The sequence below is a fragment of the Williamsia sterculiae genome, from assembly GCF_900156495.1.
GTDB classification, from domain to species: Bacteria; Actinomycetota; Actinomycetes; order Mycobacteriales; family Mycobacteriaceae; genus Williamsia_B; species Williamsia_B sterculiae.
In genome coordinates this window covers 1-19953 of record NZ_FTNT01000018.1, presented here as the reverse complement: position 1 = coordinate 19953, position 19953 = coordinate 1, and the positions used below count along the sequence as shown (strand labels likewise).

The 19953-nt window shown below is 67.4% G+C and carries 16 protein-coding genes and 1 pseudogene; 6 read left to right on the top strand and 11 right to left on the bottom strand.

Annotated elements, in window-relative coordinates; genetic code table 11:
* Positions 1-40: 40 nt before the first annotated feature.
* The 6 genes from pheT to infC all read right to left on the bottom strand — a co-directional run bounded on the left by pheT (position 41) and on the right by infC (position 5950).
* Positions 41-2509 carry a phenylalanine--tRNA ligase subunit beta gene (gene pheT, locus BW971_RS20635; protein WP_076482965.1) on the bottom strand — a complete coding sequence of 823 codons (2469 nt, stop codon included), beginning with the start codon at positions 2507-2509 and terminating at the stop codon, positions 41-43.
* A 62-nt stretch (positions 2510-2571) separates the two neighbouring features.
* Positions 2572-3630 (bottom strand): phenylalanine--tRNA ligase subunit alpha, encoded by a 1059-nt coding sequence (pheS, locus tag BW971_RS20630; RefSeq protein ID WP_076482964.1) that lies wholly within the window; start codon positions 3628-3630, stop codon positions 2572-2574.
* Between the two features lie 137 nt (positions 3631-3767).
* Entirely contained in the window at positions 3768-4616 is an 849-nt protein-coding gene (locus tag BW971_RS20625; protein ID WP_076482981.1) for a TrmH family RNA methyltransferase, read from the bottom strand.
* Complete coding sequence (gene rplT / locus BW971_RS20620; protein WP_076482980.1) at positions 4613-4993, bottom strand: 50S ribosomal protein L20; 381 nt, start codon at positions 4991-4993, stop codon at positions 4613-4615. Before rplT ends, BW971_RS20625 begins: the two co-directional genes overlap by 4 nt.
* Before the next feature lie 100 nt (positions 4994-5093).
* Positions 5094-5288, bottom strand: a complete 195-nt coding sequence (rpmI, locus tag BW971_RS20615; protein WP_076482963.1) for a 50S ribosomal protein L35 — start codon at positions 5286-5288, stop codon at positions 5094-5096.
* A gap of 104 nt (positions 5289-5392) precedes the next feature.
* A complete protein-coding gene (infC, locus tag BW971_RS20610; RefSeq protein ID WP_076482979.1) occupies positions 5393-5950 on the bottom strand; it encodes a translation initiation factor IF-3 in 558 nt (185 codons plus the stop codon).
* Positions 5951-6297: 347 nt separating this feature from the next.
* On the opposite strand from infC, the gene BW971_RS20605 reads away from it, so the two are divergent.
* Entirely contained in the window at positions 6298-6648 is a 351-nt protein-coding gene (locus BW971_RS20605) for a DUF1844 domain-containing protein (RefSeq protein ID WP_076482962.1), read from the top strand.
* A 15-nt stretch (positions 6649-6663) separates the two neighbouring features.
* On the opposite strand, the gene uvrA is transcribed toward BW971_RS20605, so the two are convergent.
* Positions 6664-9630 (bottom strand): excinuclease ABC subunit UvrA, encoded by a 2967-nt coding sequence (gene uvrA, locus BW971_RS20600; protein WP_076482978.1) that lies wholly within the window; start codon positions 9628-9630, stop codon positions 6664-6666.
* A gap of 282 nt (positions 9631-9912) precedes the next feature.
* On the opposite strand from uvrA, the gene BW971_RS20595 reads away from it, so the two are divergent.
* From BW971_RS20595 to BW971_RS20580, 4 genes are all read left to right on the top strand, one after another.
* Positions 9913-10596 (top strand): MBL fold metallo-hydrolase, encoded by a 684-nt coding sequence (locus tag BW971_RS20595; protein WP_076482977.1) that lies wholly within the window; start codon positions 9913-9915, stop codon positions 10594-10596.
* A gap of 141 nt (positions 10597-10737) precedes the next feature.
* Positions 10738-11820, top strand: a complete 1083-nt coding sequence (locus BW971_RS20590; RefSeq protein ID WP_268811145.1) for a DoxX family protein — start codon at positions 10738-10740, stop codon at positions 11818-11820.
* Between the two features lie 124 nt (positions 11821-11944).
* Positions 11945-14305 (top strand): HelD family protein, encoded by a 2361-nt coding sequence (locus tag BW971_RS20585; protein WP_076482976.1) that lies wholly within the window; start codon positions 11945-11947, stop codon positions 14303-14305.
* Positions 14302-14901, top strand: a complete 600-nt coding sequence (locus BW971_RS20580) for a hypothetical protein (RefSeq protein WP_076482960.1) — start codon at positions 14302-14304, stop codon at positions 14899-14901. The genes BW971_RS20585 and BW971_RS20580 overlap by 4 nt, the downstream gene beginning before the upstream one ends.
* Before the next feature lie 4 nt (positions 14902-14905).
* Here BW971_RS20580 and BW971_RS20575 read toward each other — a convergent pair whose 3' ends face one another.
* Positions 14906-15349 carry a universal stress protein gene (locus BW971_RS20575; protein WP_076482959.1) on the bottom strand — a complete coding sequence of 148 codons (444 nt, stop codon included), beginning with the start codon at positions 15347-15349 and terminating at the stop codon, positions 14906-14908.
* A 141-nt stretch (positions 15350-15490) separates the two neighbouring features.
* Entirely contained in the window at positions 15491-17644 is a 2154-nt protein-coding gene (gene uvrB / locus BW971_RS20570; protein WP_076482958.1) for an excinuclease ABC subunit UvrB, read from the bottom strand.
* A 146-nt stretch (positions 17645-17790) separates the two neighbouring features.
* Here uvrB and BW971_RS20565 point away from each other — a divergent pair, with 146 nt between their 5' ends.
* A complete protein-coding gene (locus BW971_RS20565) occupies positions 17791-18267 on the top strand; it encodes a ribonuclease FAU-1 family protein (protein ID WP_234974533.1) in 477 nt (158 codons plus the stop codon).
* Between the two features lie 7 nt (positions 18268-18274).
* On the opposite strand, the gene coaE is transcribed toward BW971_RS20565, so the two are convergent.
* Together coaE and BW971_RS21605 are read right to left on the bottom strand one after the other, a co-directional pair.
* Complete coding sequence (gene coaE / locus BW971_RS20560) at positions 18275-19177, bottom strand: dephospho-CoA kinase (RefSeq protein ID WP_076482956.1); 903 nt, start codon at positions 19175-19177, stop codon at positions 18275-18277.
* A gap of 34 nt (positions 19178-19211) precedes the next feature.
* Positions 19212-19953 (bottom strand): annotated as a pseudogene (locus BW971_RS21605) (mammalian cell entry protein); the annotation flags it as partial.

Genomic DNA, 19953 nt, shown 5'->3' with positions numbered 1-19953 from the left:
CATTCATCACCGGGTCGGTCGATACGGTCCCGGCTCGGCGTCATCCGCGCAGCTGGGCTCCCACCGCGTCGCGGGCACTGTCCACCGCCGCGAGCCGCGCAGCACTCGCCTCGTCCTCGGTGAGCGTGCGGTCGGATGCGCGGAAGCGCAGCGAGAAGGTCATCGACTTGCGACCCTCGCCGACCTGTTCCCCGGTGAACACGTCGAACAATTCGATCTGCTCGAGCAATTCCCCCGCCCCGGCGCGCAGCGCGTCGCGGACGCGCTGGGCCGGGACGTCCCGATCGACCACCACGGCGACGTCCTGGAGCACCGCCGGGAACACGGAGATCTGTGGTGACGGCAGGGCCGCGGTCAACGGCAGTGCGTCGACGTCGATCTCGACCGCGCACATCCGCGCGGGTAGGTGCTGGCGTTCCAACACGGCCGGGTGCAACTCCCCCGCCCAGCCGACGATCGTTCCGTCGACGAGGATCTCGGCGCACCGACCGGGGTGCCACGGATCGTGCTGCGCGGCCACGAGTTCCACCTCCACTCCGGCGGCGCGACCGATGACACGCGCGGTCTGGAAGATGTCCACCACGTCCGCGGGACGACCCGGACCCCAGGGGCCTGCGGGGTCTCGCAGCCCGGTGAGCACTGCCGCCACGTGCAACGGTTGCGACGGCAGCGACTGTTTGAGCGCGGCGATCTCGGAATCGGCAGGCCGATGGTCGACCGCGAGGGCCGGTACCGGGCGCACCCCGTCGTGGGTCGACACCACCTGACCGATCCCGAAGATCGCGAGGTCACGCTGACCTCGCGAGATGTTCCGCGACACCATCTCCAACAGGCCGGGGAGCAGGGTGGTGTTCAGCGCGGCCCGGTCGGCCTCCAGCGGGTTGAGCACGTTCACGGTCTGTCGGCGGGGGTCGTCGGCGGCCAGCCCCCAGGTGTCGAACACCCCCGCGGGCAGGAATGGATGCGGCAGCACCTCGACGAATCCGTCCAGCGCCAAAGCCCTCCCCAGGCTGCGGCGGCGCAGCTGCGCATCGGTCAGTCCGGTCCCCGCGGGAGCCCGCGGCACCACGGCGGGGATGTTCTCCAACCCCTCGAGCCGGACCACTTCCTCGACCAGGTCCGCACGCTGGCGCAGGTCCGGGCGCCACGAGGGTGGCGTGACCCGCAGTGTCTCGCCACCGGTGACAGCCGCGCCGATCTGCTCGAGCCGACGGCGGGTGGTACCCACGGCGTAATCGACGCCCGCGGTGGTGTCCGGCGCATCGGCCGCGATCTCGATCACGGCTGGGTCGGTGATGTACCCGACGTCGGTGAGCACCGGATCGACGCTTCCGCCGGCGATCTCGGCCAGCAGATGGGCCGCGCGGGCCAGCGCCGTGGCGGTGACCCGGGGATCGGTGATCCGCTCGAAACGCTTGCTCGCCTCGCTCGACAGCTTGTGTCGACGGCCGGTGCGGAACACCGCGACCGCGTCGAAGGTGGCCGCCTCCAACAGCACATCGCGGGTCTCGGGACCCACCTCGGTTGCCGCGCCGCCCATCACCCCGGCCAACGCGATCGGACCGGTGTCGTCGGCGATCACCACGTCCTCGGCATCCAGCGTGCGCCGCACGTCGTCGAGCGTGGTCAGCGTCTCCCCCGCGCCGGCCCGGCGGACGACGATCTCCCCGGACACGCGGTCCGCGTCGAAGGCGTGCAACGGTTGTCCCAGTTCGAGCATCACGTAATTGGTGACGTCGACCGGCGGCGAGATCGGGCGGACCCCTGCCACCAGGAGTCGTTTCGTGAGCCACCACGGCGATTCGGCGCCCGAGTCGACACCACGGACCAGCGCCGCGCAGTAACGGGTGGCCGCGCTGTCGGGATCGATTCGCACCGGATGGCCGCCGCCCACCGCGATCTCGGTGACGGCAGCGGCCGGGTCGACGAACGGCAGGTCGAAACTCGCGGCGAGCTCCCGGCTCAGTCCACGCACGGAGAACGCGTATCCGCGGTCCGGTGTGACGTTCACGTCGATGGCCACGTCGTCCAGACCGAGAACGGTGCGCGCATCGTCACCCGGGTCGGCGGTACCCGGTGCGAGCACCAGGATTCCCGAATGGTCGTCGCCGATCCCCAACTCGGAGACCGAACAGATCATCCCGTCCGAGGTGTGGTCGTAGGTCTGCCGGGCAGCGATGGCGAATCCACCGGGGAGCACACTGCCGGGCAGGGCAGCCACGATCAGATCACCCTCGGCGAAGTTTCTCGCGCCGCACACGATCCCACGCGGCTCCGGCTCACCCACATCGACCTGGCAGAACCGAATCGGCTTCTTGAAGCTCGTGAGCTCCTCGATCTGTGTCACACGACCGATCACCAGCGGACCGGTTGTCTCGGGGAACGGCTCGACGTCCTCGATCTCGAAACCCACGCGGACGAATGCCTCGTCGAACTCCGCGGTGGTGGCCGAGAAGTCCGGGGCACCGGACCGCAACGACGCGGTCAGCCAGGATTGCGGGACACGCACGGGATATCAGCTCTTTTCGTGTCGACAGTGATGTGAGGCCGGAGGACTCGGCGCGAAGGGGCTCAGACAGCCGGGCCGAAGGGAACGGTGAAACGGACGTCCCCCTCGACGATGTCCCGCATGTCCGGCAGGTCGTTGCGGAACTGCAGGGTGCGATCGAGCCCCATACCGAAGGCGAACCCGGAGTAGACCTCGGGGTCGATACCGCTGGCGCGGAGCACATTCGGATTGACCATGCCGCAGCCACCCCACTCGACCCATCCGGCACCGCCCTTCTTGCCGGGGAACCACACGTCCACCTCGGCGGACGGTTCGGTGAACGGGAAGTAGTTCGGCCGCATCCGGGTGGTGGTCTCCGGCCCGAACACCGCACGGGCGAGCAATTCGAGGGTGCCGCGCAGATGGGCCATCGTCAGCCCCTTGTCGACGGCGAGACCTTCCACCTGATGGAACACCGGGGTGTGGGTGGCGTCGAGTTCGTCGGTGCGGAAGGTCCGACCGGGGCAGGCCACGTAGATCGGCAGTTCGCGTTCGAGCATCGATCGCACCTGCACCGGCGAAGTGTGGGTGCGCAACACCTGTCGCGATCCCTCCGGGGCGATGTAGAACGTGTCCTGCATCGACCGTGCCGGGTGATCCGGCAGGAAGTTCAGCGCGTCGAAGTTGAAGTGTTCGGTCTCCACCTCGGGCCCCTCGGCGATCTCCCATCCCATCGCGACGAACACGTCGGCGACCTGCTCGGCGATCACCGTGACGGGGTGACGGGCGCCCGTCGGCCGACGGCCGCTGGGCAGGGTCACGTCGACCGATTCGGCGACCAACACCGCGGCGTCACGTTCGGCCGTGAGCACCTGCAGGCGCTCCGCATGGGCCTTCTCGACCCGACCGCGCGCCATGTTCACCCGGCGTCCGGGCTCTTTGCGTTCGGTCTTGGGCAGCGCGCCGAGTTCACGTTTTGCCAGCGAGAGCACGGCCCGCTCACCGAGATGCGCGGTGCGCTGCTTGGCCAGCTGATCGAGGTCACTCGCGTCGGCGAAGGCTGCGATCGCGGCGTCGGTCGCGGCGTCGAGCGTCTGCTCGGTGAGCAGATCACCGGGTGCGGGACTGTCGCTGCTGGCCACGGGTGAGCCCTCCTCCGGTGTTCGTGTAAGTCCGGTGTTCGTGTCGGCGAACAGGGTCGAGACTAGTCGATACGGTCCACCGGATTCCCGACCGCCTGCGCGACGGTGCAGGTCAGCCGCCAGGTCGGACGGGCAGGTCAGCGCCCGGTCGGGCGGGCGCCGCCGTCGTGCGCGCGGCCGGTGGCGTACATGCAGATCGATGCCGCGGCGGCCAGGTTCAGGCTCTCCGCCCGGCCGGTGATCGGGATCCGGACCCGATGGTCGGCGGCGGCGAGCAGGTCCTCGGGCAGGCCGTGCGCCTCGTTACCGAACAACCAGGCCACCGGTTCCGCCAGCACCGGCGCGGCATCGGGAAGGTCCAGCTCGCCGGCACCGCTGGTGGCCAACAGGGCCAGCCCGGTGTCCCGCAGCGCGGCCACAGCCGCAGTGAGGTCACGCTCGCGCGCGATGGGTACATGGAACACGCTCCCCGCCGAGGCCCGCACACACTTGCCGTTGTGCGGATCCACGCTGTCCCCCACCAGGACCACCGCATCGGCGCCGAGCGCATCGGCCGTACGGATGAGTGTGCCCGCGTTCCCCGGTTCGCTCATCTCCACCGGCACCATCACCACCCCCGGACGCGCGGCCAGAACCTGCTCGAGGGGGCGTTCGAGGAGCGAACACTCGGCCAATACACCCGCGGGAGTCGCCGTGTCGGAAACCTTGGCCACCGCCCGATCGGTGAGCCTGCGAATCGGTATGCCCGCGTCGGTCGCCCGCGCGATCAGGTCCCGATACCGCTCCACCGCGGTCTCGGCGACGAGGACCGCGTGTGCTGCACCGGTGTCCAGCGCGGCGGTCACCGCGTTCGGACCCTCGGCCAGGAATCGCTCCTCGCGTCGCCGCACGGCGGCACGCTGCAACTTGGCATACGCGACGACCCGCGCCGACCGCTCGGTGAGGGCGGGTTCGGTCGCGGGTCGTGGCGAAACGGCGTCGGTCAGGCCGCGGGTGCGTTCACGTCGCTGGGCAGCGACTGCTTGGCGACCTGCACCAGACCGGTGAAAGCCTCGGGGTCGCTCACGGCGAGTTCGGCGAGGATCTTGCGATCCACCTCGACACCCGCGATCTTCAGACCTTGGATGAAGCGGTTGTAGGTGATGTCGTTGGCGCGGGCCGCGGCGTTGATACGCGCGATCCACAACTTGCGGAACTCACCCTTGCGGGCCCGGCGGTCGCGGTATGCGTAGGTCAGCGAGTGCAGCTGCTGTTCCTTGGCCTTGCGGTACAGGCGGGAGCGCTGTCCGCGGTAGCCCTTGGATGCCTCGAGGGTCGTCCGACGCTTCTTCTGCGCGTTGACGGCTCTTTTCACGCGTGCCATGTCTGGTTACCTCATGTTCTCGTCGCCGGACGCGGGCGTGCGCGGCGAATGGTGTTCGGTGTGTCGGGAGCGTGGGCGGCGTGGGCCACCCGTCGGGCGATCAGCCCTTGAGCAGTCGTTTGATGCGCGGGGCATCGGCCTCGGCGACCACGGCGATGCCGTCGAGCCGGCGGGTGCGACGCGACGACTTGTGCTCCAGCAGGTGGCGACGGTTGGCCTTCTGGCGCACGATCTTGCCGCTCCCGGTGGTCTTGAAGCGCTTCGCGGTGCCCTTGTGGGTCTTGGTCTTCGGCATGAGTTGTTCTTGTCCTTCACAGATCGGTGACGGGCGCACTCACGTGCGCCGATCCCCCGGCGTGCGCCGGGTCATCGGGTCTGATGGCCGCGACCTCTCGGTCGTCAGCCGTTCTCTGGCTGTGCCTGCTGCACTTTCGCGCGCGTCTTCGCACCCTTGTGCGGGGCGAGCACCATGGTCATGTTGCGGCCGTCCTGCTTGGCCGACGTCTCGATGTAGCCGAATTCGCCGACATCGTTGCCGAGCCGCTGCAGCAGTCGAAAACCGAGTTCCGGGCGGGACTGCTCACGACCGCGGAACATGATCGTGACCTTGACCTTCGACCCGGCCTCCAGGAAGCGGATCACGTGACCCTTCTTGGTCTCGTAGTCGTGGTCGTCGATCTTCGGGCGGAGCTTCTGCTCCTTGATCACGGTCATCTGCTGGTTCCGACGCGACTCACGCTGCTTCTGCGCGGCCTCGTACTTGAACTTGCCGTAGTCCATGATCTTGCAGACCGGCGGGCGGGCGTTGGGCGCCACCTCCACCAGGTCCAGGTCCGCTTCGTAAGCCAGACGCAGCGCATCTTCAACACGCACGATGCCCACCTGCTCCGAGTTGGGTCCGACGAGTCGGACCTCTGGGACGCGGATGCGCTCGTTGATGCGGGTCTCAGTGCTGATGGGGCCTCCTAGTTCAGTGCTTGTGGGTGACCGCGGGTCGCCTGCGGCGAAACCCTCCTCAGCAGAAAGGCCCCGCTCGTGCGCCAGAGGCGCGACGACAGGGCCCGTCACCGACCGGTTCCGATGTCACGCCGGGAACCCGACGTCATCGCCCTCCAACGCGGAGGGCCCGGACTTCATTCCGCACACACCGACGCGCCATGCGACGATCACGGAACGACTCCGGAAACCGGACCGCACAACTTCCGAATCCGGCCGAGCCGGGTGGTGTCGAGCGGTGGGAGCGGAACTCCACTTGCGAACCCCAGCTGCTAGCCGGGGCGGTCGTACGTGAAAGTCTAACAGCCATGTCGGAAAACTCATATTCCGCCGACCCGGATGAGCAGCAGGTTCGCGATCTCGCCGACGTCCCGGCCATCGAGGTGATCACCCGCGCCATCGTCATGCTGATGAGTGCGGCGGCGGAGAAATTGGCGTTGGCCCCCGAGGCCGACCCCGCGACGGTCGACCTCGACGAGGCCCGCAGGTTGATCACCGCGCTGTCCGGTCTGGTCGGTGCGTCCACCGAATACCTCGGTATCCACGCCGCGCCCGTACGCGACGGGTTGAAGGGCCTGCAGGAGGCGTTTCGTGAGGCGAGCGCGTTCCCGGACGCACCAGGAGACGGCCCCGGCGAGAAGCCGCCGCGACGGGTGTGAACCCGGCGGACCAGGTCAGGCCACCGAGGCCGACTTCCCGGCGCGCTTGCCCGCCGACTTGGTCGCGGTGACCTTCTTCTGTGGCGGTTTCTTCGACGACCGCGACGACCGCGTCGTCGACTGCTCCGGTTCGAGCACCTCGGCAAGGAAGCTGCCGGTGTAGCTCTCGGGGATCCCCGCGACGAGTTCCGGTGTGCCCTCCGCGATCACCGTGCCACCGCCGGAACCGCCCTCGGGACCCATGTCGACGACCCAGTCCGCGGTCTTGATGACATCGAGATTGTGCTCGATGACGATCACCGAGTTGCCCTTGTCGACCAACCCGTTGATGACGATCAGCAGTTTGCGGATGTCCTCGAAGTGCAGTCCGGTGGTCGGCTCGTCCAGGATGTACACGGTGCGCCCGGTGGACCGCTTCTGCAATTCGGAGGCCAGCTTCACCCGCTGGGCCTCACCGCCGGACAACGTCGGCGCCGGTTGGCCGAGCCGCACATAGCCCAGGCCGACATCGTTGAGGGTCTTCAGGTACCGGTGGATCGAGGTCACCGGTTCGAAGAAATCCGCGGCCTCCTCGATGGGCATGTCGAGCACCTCGGAGATGGTCTTGCCCTTGTAGTGCACCTCGAGGGTCTCTCGGTTGTAGCGGGCGCCGTGACACACCTCGCACGGGACGTACACATCGGGCAGGAAGTTCATCTCGATCTTGATGGTTCCCTCGCCGGTGCAGGCCTCACAGCGTCCGCCCTTGACGTTGAAGGAGAACCGCCCCGGTTGATAACCCCGGACCTTGGCCTCGGTGGTGGCCGCGAACAGCGTGCGGATTTTGTCGAACACCCCGGTGTAGGTGGCCGGGTTGGACCGTGGCGTGCGACCGATCGGCGACTGATCGACCTGGACGAGCTTGTCGAGGTTGTCGAGACCGTTGACCCGCGTGTGCCTGCCGGGCACCTGCCGGGCACCGTTGAGCTTGTTGGCCAGCACGGTGGCGAGGATGTCGTTCACCAGGGTCGATTTCCCCGACCCGGACACGCCGGTGACAGCGGTGAGTACCCCCAACGGGAACGCCACGTCGATGCCGCGCAGATTGTGTTCGCGGGCACCGACCACCGTCAGCCTGCGCTTCTTGTCGATGGGACGGCGGATGGCCGGCGTCTCCAGGGTCTCTCGACCCGACAGGTAGGCACCCGTCAGCGACTCCCGGTTGGCCAGCAGACCCTTGTAGGAACCGCTGTGCACCACCTTGCCGCCGTGCTCCCCGGCCCGCGGACCGATGTCGACAACCCAATCCGCAGAACGGATGGTGTCCTCGTCGTGCTCCACCACGATGAGGGTGTTGCCGAGGTCGCGTAGCCGGGTCAGGGTGTCGATGAGACGCCGGTTGTCGCGTTGATGCAGCCCGATCGACGGCTCGTCGAGGACGTAGAGAACCCCGGCGAGTCCGGAGCCGATCTGGGTGGCCAACCGGATGCGCTGCGCCTCACCACCGGACAAGGACCCCGCGGCCCGTGACAGTGACAGGTATTCCAGGCCCACGTCCAACAGGAACGTGATGCGCGCCTGCACTTCCTTGAGCACGCGGCCGGCGATCGCCTGCTCCCGCTCGCCGAGGGCGAGATCGGACAGGTAGTCGGCACATTCCGACACCGACAACGCACACACCTCGGCGATGGACTTCTCACCGAACCGAGGGTGGTCGAGGGTGACGGCGAGGATCTCCGGGCGCAACCGGGCGCCGGAACACACCGGGCACGGAATCTCGCGCATGTAACCCTCGTAGCGTTCCTTCATCTGTTCCGACTCGGTCTGGTCCATCCGTCGATGCAGGAACGGCATCACACCCTCGAACTCGGTGTAGTACGAACGGGTCCGGCCGTAACGGTTGCGGAACCGCACGTGCACCTGGTGTTCGCTGCCGTTGAGCACCGCCTTGCGAGCCTTGGTCGGCAGCGTGCGCCACGGGGTGTCGACGTCGAATCCCATCGCGTCGCCCAGTCCGGACAGCAGGCGCAGGAAGTAGTCGGCGTTGTGCCCACCGGACCACGGGGCGATCGCACCCTCGGCCAGGGTGAGGTCGGGGTCGGGCACCACGAGTTCCTCGTCGACCTCCTTACGGACGCCGAGCCCATCACATTCAGGACAGGCACCGTACGGCGAGTTGAAGGAGAACGATCGCGGCTCGAGGTCGTCGATGGCGATGGGATGACCGTTCGGGCATGCCATCCGCTCGGAGAACCGGCGTTCCCGGTGGGGGTCGTTCTCCTCGAGATCGACGAAGTCGAGAACCACCACCCCGTCGGCCAGGTTGAGCGCGGTCTCCACCGAGTCGGTGAGCCGCTGCTTGGCCGACGACTTCACCGCCAGCCGATCGACCACGACCTCGATGTCGTGCTTCTCCTGCTTCTTGAGCTTGGGCGGGTCGTTGAGCGAGTGCACCACCCCGTCGACCCGGGCGCGCGAGAACCCCTGCGTCTGCAGGTTCGCGAACAGGTCCACGAACTCGCCCTTGCGGGTCCGGACCACCGGCGCGAGTACCTGGAAACGCGCACCCTCGTCCATCTCGAGTACCTGGTCGACGATCTGCTGGGGGGTCTGCTTGGCGATCCGCTCACCGCACACCGGACAGTGCGCCGTACCGGCGCGGGCGTAGAGCAGGCGCAGGTAGTCGTAGACCTCGGTGATGGTGCCGACCGTCGACCGAGGGTTCCGGTTGGTCGACTTCTGGTCGATCGACACCGCAGGCGACAGACCCTCGATGAAGTCGACGTCGGGCTTGTCCATCTGTCCGAGGAATTGCCGGGCGTACGCCGACAGTGACTCGACATAGCGCCGCTGCCCCTCGGCGAAGATGGTGTCGAAGGCGAGACTCGACTTGCCGGACCCGGACAACCCGGTGAACACGATCAGACTGTCACGCGGCAGATCCACGTCGACTCCACGCAGATTGTGCTCCCGGGCACCGCGCACGATCAGCCGATCAGCCACACTCTCCACCTCACCCGGTCATGCGGCCGTTCACACGGCAGAGCACGGACCGTTCAACATCTTCCACGGGACAGCCATCGTCAACGGAGCAGCCTCGGACCAGAAGGCCGCAACCCGTGCCGGATCGCGCAGACGATCGGCGTCGAAGTACGGTCACCAGGGTAATCGCGGGCACCGACATGTTGGATGCCCAGACGACCAACATACGGAACGGACGGGGCATTCCTGCCACCGGATTCGACCGTCCCCGCAGCACACGACCGGCCGCGTAGCGTGACCGGCATGACCTCGCTTCCCATCTCCGACGACTACACCGGCGACCTGGGCGACGGCGCCACCGCACAGCGCACCACCTCCGGGGACCACAGCATCGTCAAGCTGTCCGTCGGTCCGATGGACAACAACACGTACCTGGTCACCTGCCGGTCCACCGGTGACCAGCTGCTCATCGACGCCGCGAACGACGCCGACCGGATCCTCGCCCTGCTCGACGCGGTGCCGGGCACTCTGCGACTGATCTTCACCACCCACCAGCACCCCGACCACTGGCAGGCGCTCGCCGAAGTCGCCGAGGCCACCGACGCGCCCACCGCCGCGGGACGGTTCGACGCCCCCGACATCCCGGTGCCCATCGACCTGTTGATCGACGACGGGGGCACCCTCACCATCGGGGAGCTCGAGTTCACCGCGGTCCTGCTCGTCGGCCACACCCCCGGTTCCATTGCCCTCGCCCTACCCGGTGGAGCCGACGGTCGCGTCGACCTGTTCACCGGGGACTCGCTGTTCCCCGGCGGCTTGGGCAAGACGAATGCGCCGGAGGATTTCGACACGCTCTATCGGGATGTGACCACGAAACTGTTCGACAGATTCGACGACGCGACCGTCGTGTTCCCGGGACACGGCAAGGACACCACCCTCGGTGTCGAGCGACCGCAGCTCGACACGTGGCGTGACCGAGGTTGGTGAGCACACCTCGCTGCCGCCGGTCGCTGCGGGGTGGCTCGCCTGCGGCCCACGAAGCCGACCGGTAGCCTCGAAAAAGCTCCCAATCCCAAGAGCCATGTCACGAGGAGGCTGTCAGTGCTGATCCGCCGAATTGCTCGTCCCATGCTCGCCAGTGTGTTTGTCGTTTCCGGCATCGACGCGCTGCGCGACCCGACCCAGAGGGCGAAGGCGGCTGCCCCCTTCGTCGACAAATCCCTGGAGACCCTGCCCGACGACGTGTCCACCAAGGTCCCCGAGGATCCGGAGACACTCGTCCGTATCAACGGTGCCGTGCAGGTGGGTGGCGGCGTGTTGCTCGCGACGGGCAAGTTCCCTCGTTTCGCCGCCCTCGGTCTGGCCGGATCCCTGGTCCCGACCACGCTGGCCGGCCACCCGTTCTGGAGCGAGACGGATCCGGCCACGCGAGCACAGCAGCGCACCCAGTTCCTGAAGAACCTCAGCCTGCTCGGCGGGTTGCTGATCACCGCCGTCGACACCGAGGGCAAGCCGTCGGTGGCCTGGCGCGGCCGCAAGGCCGCGGCCGCCGCCGGTGCCGCCGTGTCCTCCGCCGTACCCCTGATCGGACACGACGCGTCGGATCAGGCCGCCGGATTGGGTTCGGCCGCCTCGGAGCGCGCCGAACAGGTCGCGGGCGTGGTGCAGGAGAAGGCGCCGAAGGTGATCGAATTCGCCAAGGAACGCGGCGGTGAACTCGCCGAGATCGCCAAGGAACGCGGCGGAGAGCTGGCCGAGATCGCCAAGGAACGCGGTGGAGAGCTCGCCGAGGAGTACGGACCCGAGGTCCGCAAGTACGGCGCGACCCTCGCCTCGGTCGCACGCGAGCGCGGCGGCGAGTTCGCCGAACTGGCGCGGGAGCGCGGTTCCGAATTCGCGGACGTGGCCAAGGACCGCGGCCCCGAATACGCCGAGCTGGCCCGAAAGCGGGGCAAGAAGCTCGCCAAGAAGGCGGCGGCGCAGCGTGAGGAGTTGGCCGGTCTGGCCGGTACCCGCGGCGCCGAACTCGCCGAACTGGCCAAGGGTCGGGGTAACGAGCTGGCCGACAGCGCCGCCAAGCAGCGCTCGGCGTTGGCCGAGCTGGCCCGGGCCCGTGGTGCCGAATTGGCCGCCACCGCGACCGCGGACGGCAAGAAGCTGTCCAAGCGCGCCCAGAAGAAGGCGCAGAAAGAGTTCGACAAGCGCAGGTGAGCATCCTCCGGTGGGCGGGATCACCGCCCACCGGAGTCGGCTCCCGCTCGGTCAGCCCACCACCCGAACGCCTCGAGACGAACCGATACCCGGACACCGACGACACGACCGTGACGACATCTCCATGAAGTCTGCCCACCGAACGGACGCGCAGGAGCGCGCCGAGCCCGGTGCCGACAGCGAGTCCACCTCCGACCACCAGGTGAGAGAAGACCGCGAGATCAGCACCGAACAGCAGCATCTCGACGTCGTGTATGCGCGACTCGATCGGATGCGGGCCAGTGCCGAGCGGCGACTGCAACAGACGCTGCGTGAGAGCGGTGGTACGCCGCAGGCTCGCTCCGAACGCGAGTCCTATGAGCGGCTGTATACCGACGATCTCACGAAATTCGATGCGGCCGAGCACAACCTGTACTTCGGGCGACTCGACATGGGCTCCGGTGAGACGCGTGCCATCGGGCGCATCGGCATCCTCGACGACGACTCCGACGACACCACCCTGCTGCTGGACTGGCGGGCCCCGTTGTCGCGACCCTTCTACCTGGCCACTCCCGCCGCCCCCGAAGAGGTGCGCCGTCGCAGGCACATCCGTACCCGCAGTCGCGCGGTCCGGGGTATCAGCGACGAGGTCCTCGAATCGGACAGTGCCGTCGCCGACGCCCCCGCGGGCGGCGACGTGGTCAACGAGACCGCCCTGATCTCCGCGCTCAACGCGGCGCGTACCGGCGAGATGACCGATATCGTCGAGACCATCCAGCGCGAGCAGGACCTCATCATCAGGTCACCGCATCGCGGCGTGATGGTCGTCCAGGGCGGCCCGGGAACCGGGAAGACGGCCGTGGCCCTGCACCGCGCCGCCTACCTGCTCTACACCCACCGCGACGTACTCGCCCGGAGCGGTGTGCTCATCATCGGCCCCAACGACGACTTCCTCACCTACATCGGGCAGGTGCTGCCGTCGCTCGGTGAGACCGGCGTGCTGCTGTCCACCATCGGCAACCTGTACCCGGGGGTGCGCGCGAGCGTGGTCGAGCCACGGCTGGCCGCCGCGCTCAAGGGCGACCTGCGGATGGTCGACGTGCTCAAACGTGCGGTGCGCGAGTACCAGACCGTTCCGCGCCAGCCGGTGACGGTGACCTTCGACGGCTACCCGCTGACCATCGACAAGTCGGTGATCCAACCGGCGCGCGGTCGGGCGCGGTCGTCGCGACGACCACACAACCGCGCGCGGTCCGTCTTCATCCGCAACGCGCTCGACGCGCTTGCGGAACAGCACGCCCGACGGATCGGCTCCAGCACCATCGACGGCAGCCAGTTGCTCAGCCGCGGCGACATCGCCGACATCCGCGACGAGATGCGCACCGACCCCGACATCCTGACCGCCCTCGGCGAGTTCTGGCCGCCGCTGACGCCACAGAAGGTGATCACCGAGCTGTTCGGTTCCACCGCCCGACTGCGGAAGGTGACCACGGGCTGGACCGACGACGAACGCACCGCCCTTCTCCGCGACCACCACCGACCTGTCGCCGACGTCAGCGCGGCCGACGTACCCCTTCTCGACGAGGTGGCCGAGCTCATCGGCTACGACACCGACGGTGAGTCCGAGCGCGACCGCGTCGAGTGGCGCCACCGACTCGCCGAGGCGCAGGACGCTCTCGACATCCTGACCGGTTCGGCACCACAGGATCTCGAGGATGAGCTCGATCCGGAGATCCTGATGGCCTACGACGTGATCGATGCCGAACAGCTCGCGTCGCGTCAGGTGCAACGGGAGCGCCTGACCACCGCCGAACGCGCGTACGGCGACCGTACGTGGGCGTTCGGGCACGTCATCGTGGACGAGGCGCAGGAGATCTCGGCGATGGGCTGGCGGATGATCATGCGCCGCATACCCAATCGGTGGATGACGATCATCGGTGACACCGCCCAGACCAGCGACCCCGCTGGGACCACATCGTGGGATGCCGTGCTGCACCCGTACGTCGCCGACCGCTGGCGTCGTCACGATCTGACCGTGAACTATCGCACCCCGGGCGAGATCATGGATTCGGCGACCACAGTGCTCGCGCAGATCGCTCCCGATCAGCCGGCACCCACGTCGATCCGTCGATCGGGTCATCCACCACAGGACATCCGAACCGATTCGGCCGACGACACCGTCACCACTGCGGTCCGAGTCGCTCTGGAGGCGGGTGCCGGGCCCGGCGTGGTCGCGGTCATCGTGCCCGACCTGCTCGCAGACGTCGTCGACGCGTCCATGCGCACCGCGAGCGCGGAATTCGGTGACGACACCCCCGCACCGCGAGTGCTGACGGTGGGCGCGGTCAAGGGACTCGAGTTCGACATGACCGTGGTGGTCGAACCCGCTGCCCTCGTCGCGCAGTCGGACCGTGGACTCGGTGACCTCTATGTCGCACTGACGCGTGCCACCCAACGGCTGGCGGTCGTGCACGCCGAGGAGCTACCGCTCGACCTGTTGTCATGACCGAGTGGCGTTTCGACGGCGTGATCACCGGCTTCGGCACCAGATCAGGGGTCCGGGTGGTGATCGGTCGGTGGGTGCACTCACCACTCGGCGCGTTCACCGATGTGATGGTGGAATTCGACGACGGACGCCGGGTCCTGCTGGCACCCTCGGTTGACGTGCAGGACTTCGTCACCGCGACCTACACGTTCGACGAGACGGTGATCACCGAGGTGAGCTACACCGTCGACGGTGACCGGCACCAGGTGCGCGCCGGCCGGTTGACGGTCGACTTTCGCACGGGTCGTCGTACGGTCCTCGGTGTCATCCTCGGGTTGCTGCCCTCGGCCGTGACCACCGCACCCTGGTTCTGCACCGTGTCCGACCCGGTGGCCCGGGTGGCACTACGTGGTGTCCGTACCCGCGGGACAGCAGGCAACGGGCGTCGCGAATACTACGGCGCGACCGGACAAGTCCAGGTCGTCGGTGCCGAGGCGCGGTGGGGTGAGCGCGATCTCGGTCCGATGACCCGGGTCGATCCCCCGGTCCGGTTCGGTTTCGGCTCCACCCCGACCGCACCCAGCAGTACGTCGATCGTGACGACCGTCCGCGAATGACGCTTCAGACGGTATGCACGATGAGCACGTCGCAGCCGGACTTGCGGGCCACGTCGGCGGGCACCGAACCGAGCAGGCGCCCGGCGATGGAGTTCAACCCCTTGTTGCCGACCACCAGCAGCTCTGCCTTGCTGTCGGCGACCAGCTGCAGCAGCGCGTCCACGGGTGCGCCCTTGATGGCGCGGGCGTCGACATTCCCCGCCCCGGCACCGACGGCACGCTCACGGGCCGTGCGCAGGATCTCATCGGTCGGTGCGCTCCCCTGCACCTGGTAGGCCTCGTCCTTGAGGACATCGCTGGTCGCGGGATCCGAGCGGTCGCTCGGGATGTATGCGCATGCGATGACGAGGGTTGCGGAGCCACCGGTGATGGCACCGGCCCGCTCGACCGCCTTCATCGAAGATTCAGACCCGTCCGTCCCCACGACGACTGTCTGGTATGCGCTCAATTGATGCCTCCGTCGATGATGGTGCCGCCGTCACGGCCACTGGGACGCGACAGCCGGCACCGACCGTTCTGCTTCTGTCTGAACTGCGAGAATAATTGGCCGAAGCCGGGCTGTCCCCGATACGCGACGATCGACACGCCGTCAGCGGATCCCCGCGGCGTCCATGCCCCGCAATTCTTTCTTCAGGTCGGCGATCTCGTCGCGTAATCTGCCGGCCAACTCGAACTGTAGATCTCGGGCCGCGGTCATCATCTGCTCGGTGAGCTGGCCGATGAGATCGGCCAACTCGGCTCGTGGCATCGCGCTGACGTCGCGCTTCTCGATGACTCCTGAGCTGCCGACTTTGCCCGGCTCACCCGCCGCGCGACGACCGCGGCTCGCATTGCGGCCGGAACCGCCGACGGCAACCTCGTCCTCGGCCTCCTGATACACCTGATCGAGGATGTCGGCGATCTTCTTGCGTAGCGGCCGCGGATCGACGCCCATCTTCGTGTTGTAGGCAATCTGCTTCTCCCGGCGACGATCGGTCTCGTCGATGGCGGTGCGCATGGAGTCGGTGATGGTGTCCGCGTACATGTGCACCTGACCGGACACGTTGCGGGCCGCACGGCCGATGGTCTGGATGAGGCTTGTCGAGCTCCGCAGGAAGCCTTCTTTGTCGGCGTCGAGGATGGCGACCAACGAGACCTCCGGCAGGTCCAAACCCTCACGCAGCAGGTTGATACCCACGAGGACGTCGTATTCGCCGAGGCGCAGTTGCCTCAGCAGCTCGACCCGGCGGAGGGTGTCGACCTCGGAATGCAGATAGCGCACCTTGATTCCCAGCTCGAGCAGGTAGTCGGTGAGATCCTCGGCCATCTTCTTGGTCAACGTGGTGACGAGCACGCGCTCGTCGCGTTCGGTCCGAGCCCGGATCTCGTGAACCAGATCGTCGATCTGTCCCTTGGTCGGCTTGACCACCACCTCGGGATCCACCAGACCGGTCGGTCGAATCACCTGCTCGACGAACTCACCGTTGGACTGACCCAGCTCATACGGACCGGGGGTGGCCGACAGGTACACGGTCTGCCCGATCCGTCCGACGAATTCATCCCAGGTCAGCGGACGGTTGTCCACCGCGGACGGCAACCGGAAGCCGAAGTCCACCAGGTTGCGTTTGCGGGACATGTCACCCTCGTACATGCCACCGATCTGCGGGACGGTGACGTGCGACTCGTCGATGACCAGCAGGAAGTCCTCGGGGAAGTAGTCGATGAGGGTGGCCGGGGCACTGCCCGGCCCGCGTCCGTCTATGTGCCGCGAGTAGTTCTCGATACCCGAACAGAAGCCGACCTGGCGCATCATCTCCAAGTCGTAACTGGTCCGCATCCGCAAGCGCTGGGCCTCCAGCAGCTTGTTCTTGCTCTCCAACTCGGTGAGGCGTTCCTCGAGCTCGGATTCGATGCTCTCCATCGCCCGTTCCATCCGCTCGGGTCCGGCGACGTAGTGGGTGGCGGGGAAGATGCGCAAGGAATCGACCTGTCGCACCACGTCGCCGGTCAGCGGATGCAGGTAGTACAGGGCCTCCACCTCGTCACCGAAGAACTCGATGCGTACAGCCAACTCCTCGTAGGAGGGGATGATCTCCACGGTGTCTCCGCGCACCCGGAACCCGCCGCGGGTGAACGCGGTGTCGTTGCGGTTGTACTGGACGTCGACCAGCAGCCGCAGCAGCGCGTCACGGTCCACCTCCTGGCCCACGTCGAGCTGGATCGATCGGTCGAGGTAGGACTGCGGCGTGCCCAGGCCGTAGATGCACGACACCGATGCCACCACCACCACATCGCGCCGCGACAGCAGGCTGGACGTGGCGGAGTGTCGCAACCGCTCCACGTCGTCGTTGATCGACGAGTCCTTCTCGATGTAGGTGTCGGTCTGCGCGATGTACGCCTCGGGTTGGTAGTAGTCGTAGTACGAGACGAAGTACTCCACGGCATTGTTCGGCAGCATGTCGCGCAGTTCGTTGGCCAACTGGGCGGCCAGGGTCTTGTTCGGCGCCATCACCAGCGTTGGTCGCTGCACCTTTTCGATGAGCCACGCGGTGGTCGCCGATTTACCGGTACCGGTGGCACCGAGCAGCACGACATCCTTCTCCCCCGCCGTGAGTCGCCTCTCCAGGTCGGCGATGGCTGTGGGCTGATCGCCTGCAGGCTCGTGTTCGCTGACGACCTCGAATTCCGCCGACGAGCGTTCGATCTCGCCGATCGGACGGAACTCCGAGTGCGCGACGATCGGTTGTTCAGCTGCGAATGCCATGGTCCGAGGGTAAACGCCGGGTACGACAGTCCTCTTCCCGACGACCACCGGGTCGGTCGTCGACGCCGTATCCTTCGCCGGTGGCCACCTCCTCAGCACGACCGCACCTGCACCCGCCCAAGCGGGAGGTGTTCGACGTCCCGGCCATGACCAACACCGACAACAAGGGGTTCGTGCGGCCGGTCGAGGAGTATCGGCAGACCGAGTTCGGGCTGTACATGGCGCGGTCCGCTGACCATCGGCACTTCGACCGTCTGCAGTCGTGGTTGCTTCCTGCCTTTGACCTGCGAATCAGTGTCTTCGGTTTCCTCGGCGACCACCGGGCCGACGAACGGCTCTATCTCGACGTCGCCGCGGTCACCGGTCCCGACGACCGCGGTCGCTGGCGGACCGTGGACTGGTATCTCGACCTGATCGACCGACCGGGTCGTGCACTGGAACTGGTGGACGTCGACGAACTGTTGGCGGCGCATCGATCGGGTCTGCTCGACGCCGAGGCATGTGAGCGAGCGGTGCGGGTGGCCGCGAAGACGATGATCGGCGCAGCCATCCACGGTGACGACGTGGAGGCGTGGTTGCGCAGCGCCGGGGTGGACTTGACCTGGCCGGAAGACGACCGCTGACGCGACGTCAGGACGCGGCGCGCAGGTGCACGGTGGCGGGACGACCGGGATCGGCCGACGACAGGGTGCGCACGTCGCCGCCGTCCGTGTGCGGCCGCGCCGGGAACCCACCGTCGGACAGGGTCTCGGACAGCGCCGCGGCGGCCGCGTCGTCGGTCACGCTCACCAGCGCGTCACCCGATCCCTGGTCGACGTCGACGTGCTCCGCCTGTTCACCGCACAGTGCCCGCAACCGGGCGAGCAGACGCGCTCGGGCGGCGTGGTCACCGTCGACGACACCCGTTGTCTCGGCTGGGGTGTGGGAGCGGACGTTGCGCTCGAACGGCACCAGGCGATCGGTCCACAGGCTGCGCGCCGCGGCGACCACCGCCTCCGGCGCACCGGAGTTGTCCAACCAGACGTCGGCCGCCGCGCGACGCTCCTCGACGGTGGCCTGAGCCCTGATCCGAGCGCGCGCATCGTCCGAGGCCATCCCCCGGTGGTTGGTGAGCCGGTCCACCCGCACCTTCTCGTCGGCGTGCACGATGACCACCAGATGAAACCAGGGAGCCATCCCGTTCTCGACGAGCAGCGGGATGTCCTGTACCACGATGGCGTCGTGCGGCGCGGATCCGACCAACTCCCAGGTGCGCGCCGCGACCAGGGGATGAGTGATCGCGTTCAGCTTCAATCGTTGTTCGTCGTCGGCGAATGCCTTCGCGGCCAGAGCCGGTCGATCCAGACTGCCGTCGTCGGCGAGGATGTCGGAACCGAAGGCCGCCACCAACTGTTCCAGCCCGGTGGTCCCAGGCGCAACCACCTCGCGCGCGATGACATCGGAGTCCACGAGTCGGGCGCCGAGGTCGGTGAACGTGCGGGCCACCGTGGACTTGCCCGCACCGATCCCACCACTGAGTCCCACTCTGATCATGCGGTCAGTCTGACAGATCCCGACGGGCGGACATTCAGGTCGGGTGGACGCCGAGCAGTGTGGCCAGTTGGGTCGCCAGCGGGTTCAGGTTCAGTGTGTCGGGATCTTTCTTCGGGGTCCCGTCCCAGGGTTGCGGTATGGACGGATCGCTCAGCACCGCCCGGCCGGCACCCCGCACGTCGGTCGGGTTTCCCTGCGCCACATCACAATTCGCTGCGGTGTTGAAGGGAAAGTCGTCGTAGTCGATGTTGAAGGCCGGATTCTTCTTCTTGACGTCGTCGATGATCTGCTGGGTGCCCTCGTAACCGTAGGTGCACGACGGCGGGTTGTTGGTCTCCAGAACGGCGCCGAAATGGATCGTGCTGTCCCCGGGGGCGGTGGTTTGGGTGTGGCTGGACAGGGTTGACAGCTGGGCGAAGGGCGGTGATACCCGGTCGAACGTGGGACTGATGGTTCGGACGTCGGTGGCCAGGTTGCGTATCGCGGTCGTCGCGTCACCGCCGGAACGTTGCAGCAGTGCTGAGAGCTGGGTGGCGCTGAGGTTGCCGGTGGTGAGCAGCCGTCGCAGGTCCGGGTCACCGGACTGCAACTGCGCCGCGACCAGGTCGATGTTGTGCGACCAGTCGAGGATGGAGTCGGACTGGTCGGCCTGGGTGCCCAGCACGATGTCGCTGTCGCGGATCAACGAGACGGTCTGCGGGAGATTGTCGTACCCGGCCTGCGACAGGTGCGACAGCGAGTCGATCAGTCGGCTCAGGTCGTCGCCGCGGCCGTCG

Bases quoted from the DNA above. Each gene is read 5' to 3' on its own strand.
- rplT (WP_076482980.1), bottom strand. From the start codon at position 4,993: ATGGCACGCGTGAAAAGAGCCGTCAACGCGCAGAAGAAGCGTCGGACG.
- rpmI (WP_076482963.1), bottom strand. From the start codon at position 5,288: ATGCCGAAGACCAAGACCCACAAGGGCACCGCGAAGCGCTTCAAGACC.
- BW971_RS20605 (WP_076482962.1), top strand. From the start codon at position 6,298: ATGTCGGAAAACTCATATTCCGCCGACCCGGATGAGCAGCAGGTTCGC.
- BW971_RS20595 (WP_076482977.1), top strand. From the start codon at position 9,913: ATGACCTCGCTTCCCATCTCCGACGACTACACCGGCGACCTGGGCGAC.
- BW971_RS20590 (WP_268811145.1), top strand. From the start codon at position 10,738: ATGCTCGCCAGTGTGTTTGTCGTTTCCGGCATCGACGCGCTGCGCGAC.
- BW971_RS20585 (WP_076482976.1), top strand. From the start codon at position 11,945: ATGAAGTCTGCCCACCGAACGGACGCGCAGGAGCGCGCCGAGCCCGGT.
- BW971_RS20580 (WP_076482960.1), top strand. From the start codon at position 14,302: ATGACCGAGTGGCGTTTCGACGGCGTGATCACCGGCTTCGGCACCAGA.
- uvrB (WP_076482958.1), bottom strand. From the start codon at position 17,644: ATGGCATTCGCAGCTGAACAACCGATCGTCGCGCACTCGGAGTTCCGT.
- BW971_RS20565 (WP_234974533.1), top strand. From the start codon at position 17,791: ATGACCAACACCGACAACAAGGGGTTCGTGCGGCCGGTCGAGGAGTAT.
- coaE (WP_076482956.1), bottom strand. From the start codon at position 19,177: ATGATCAGAGTGGGACTCAGTGGTGGGATCGGTGCGGGCAAGTCCACG.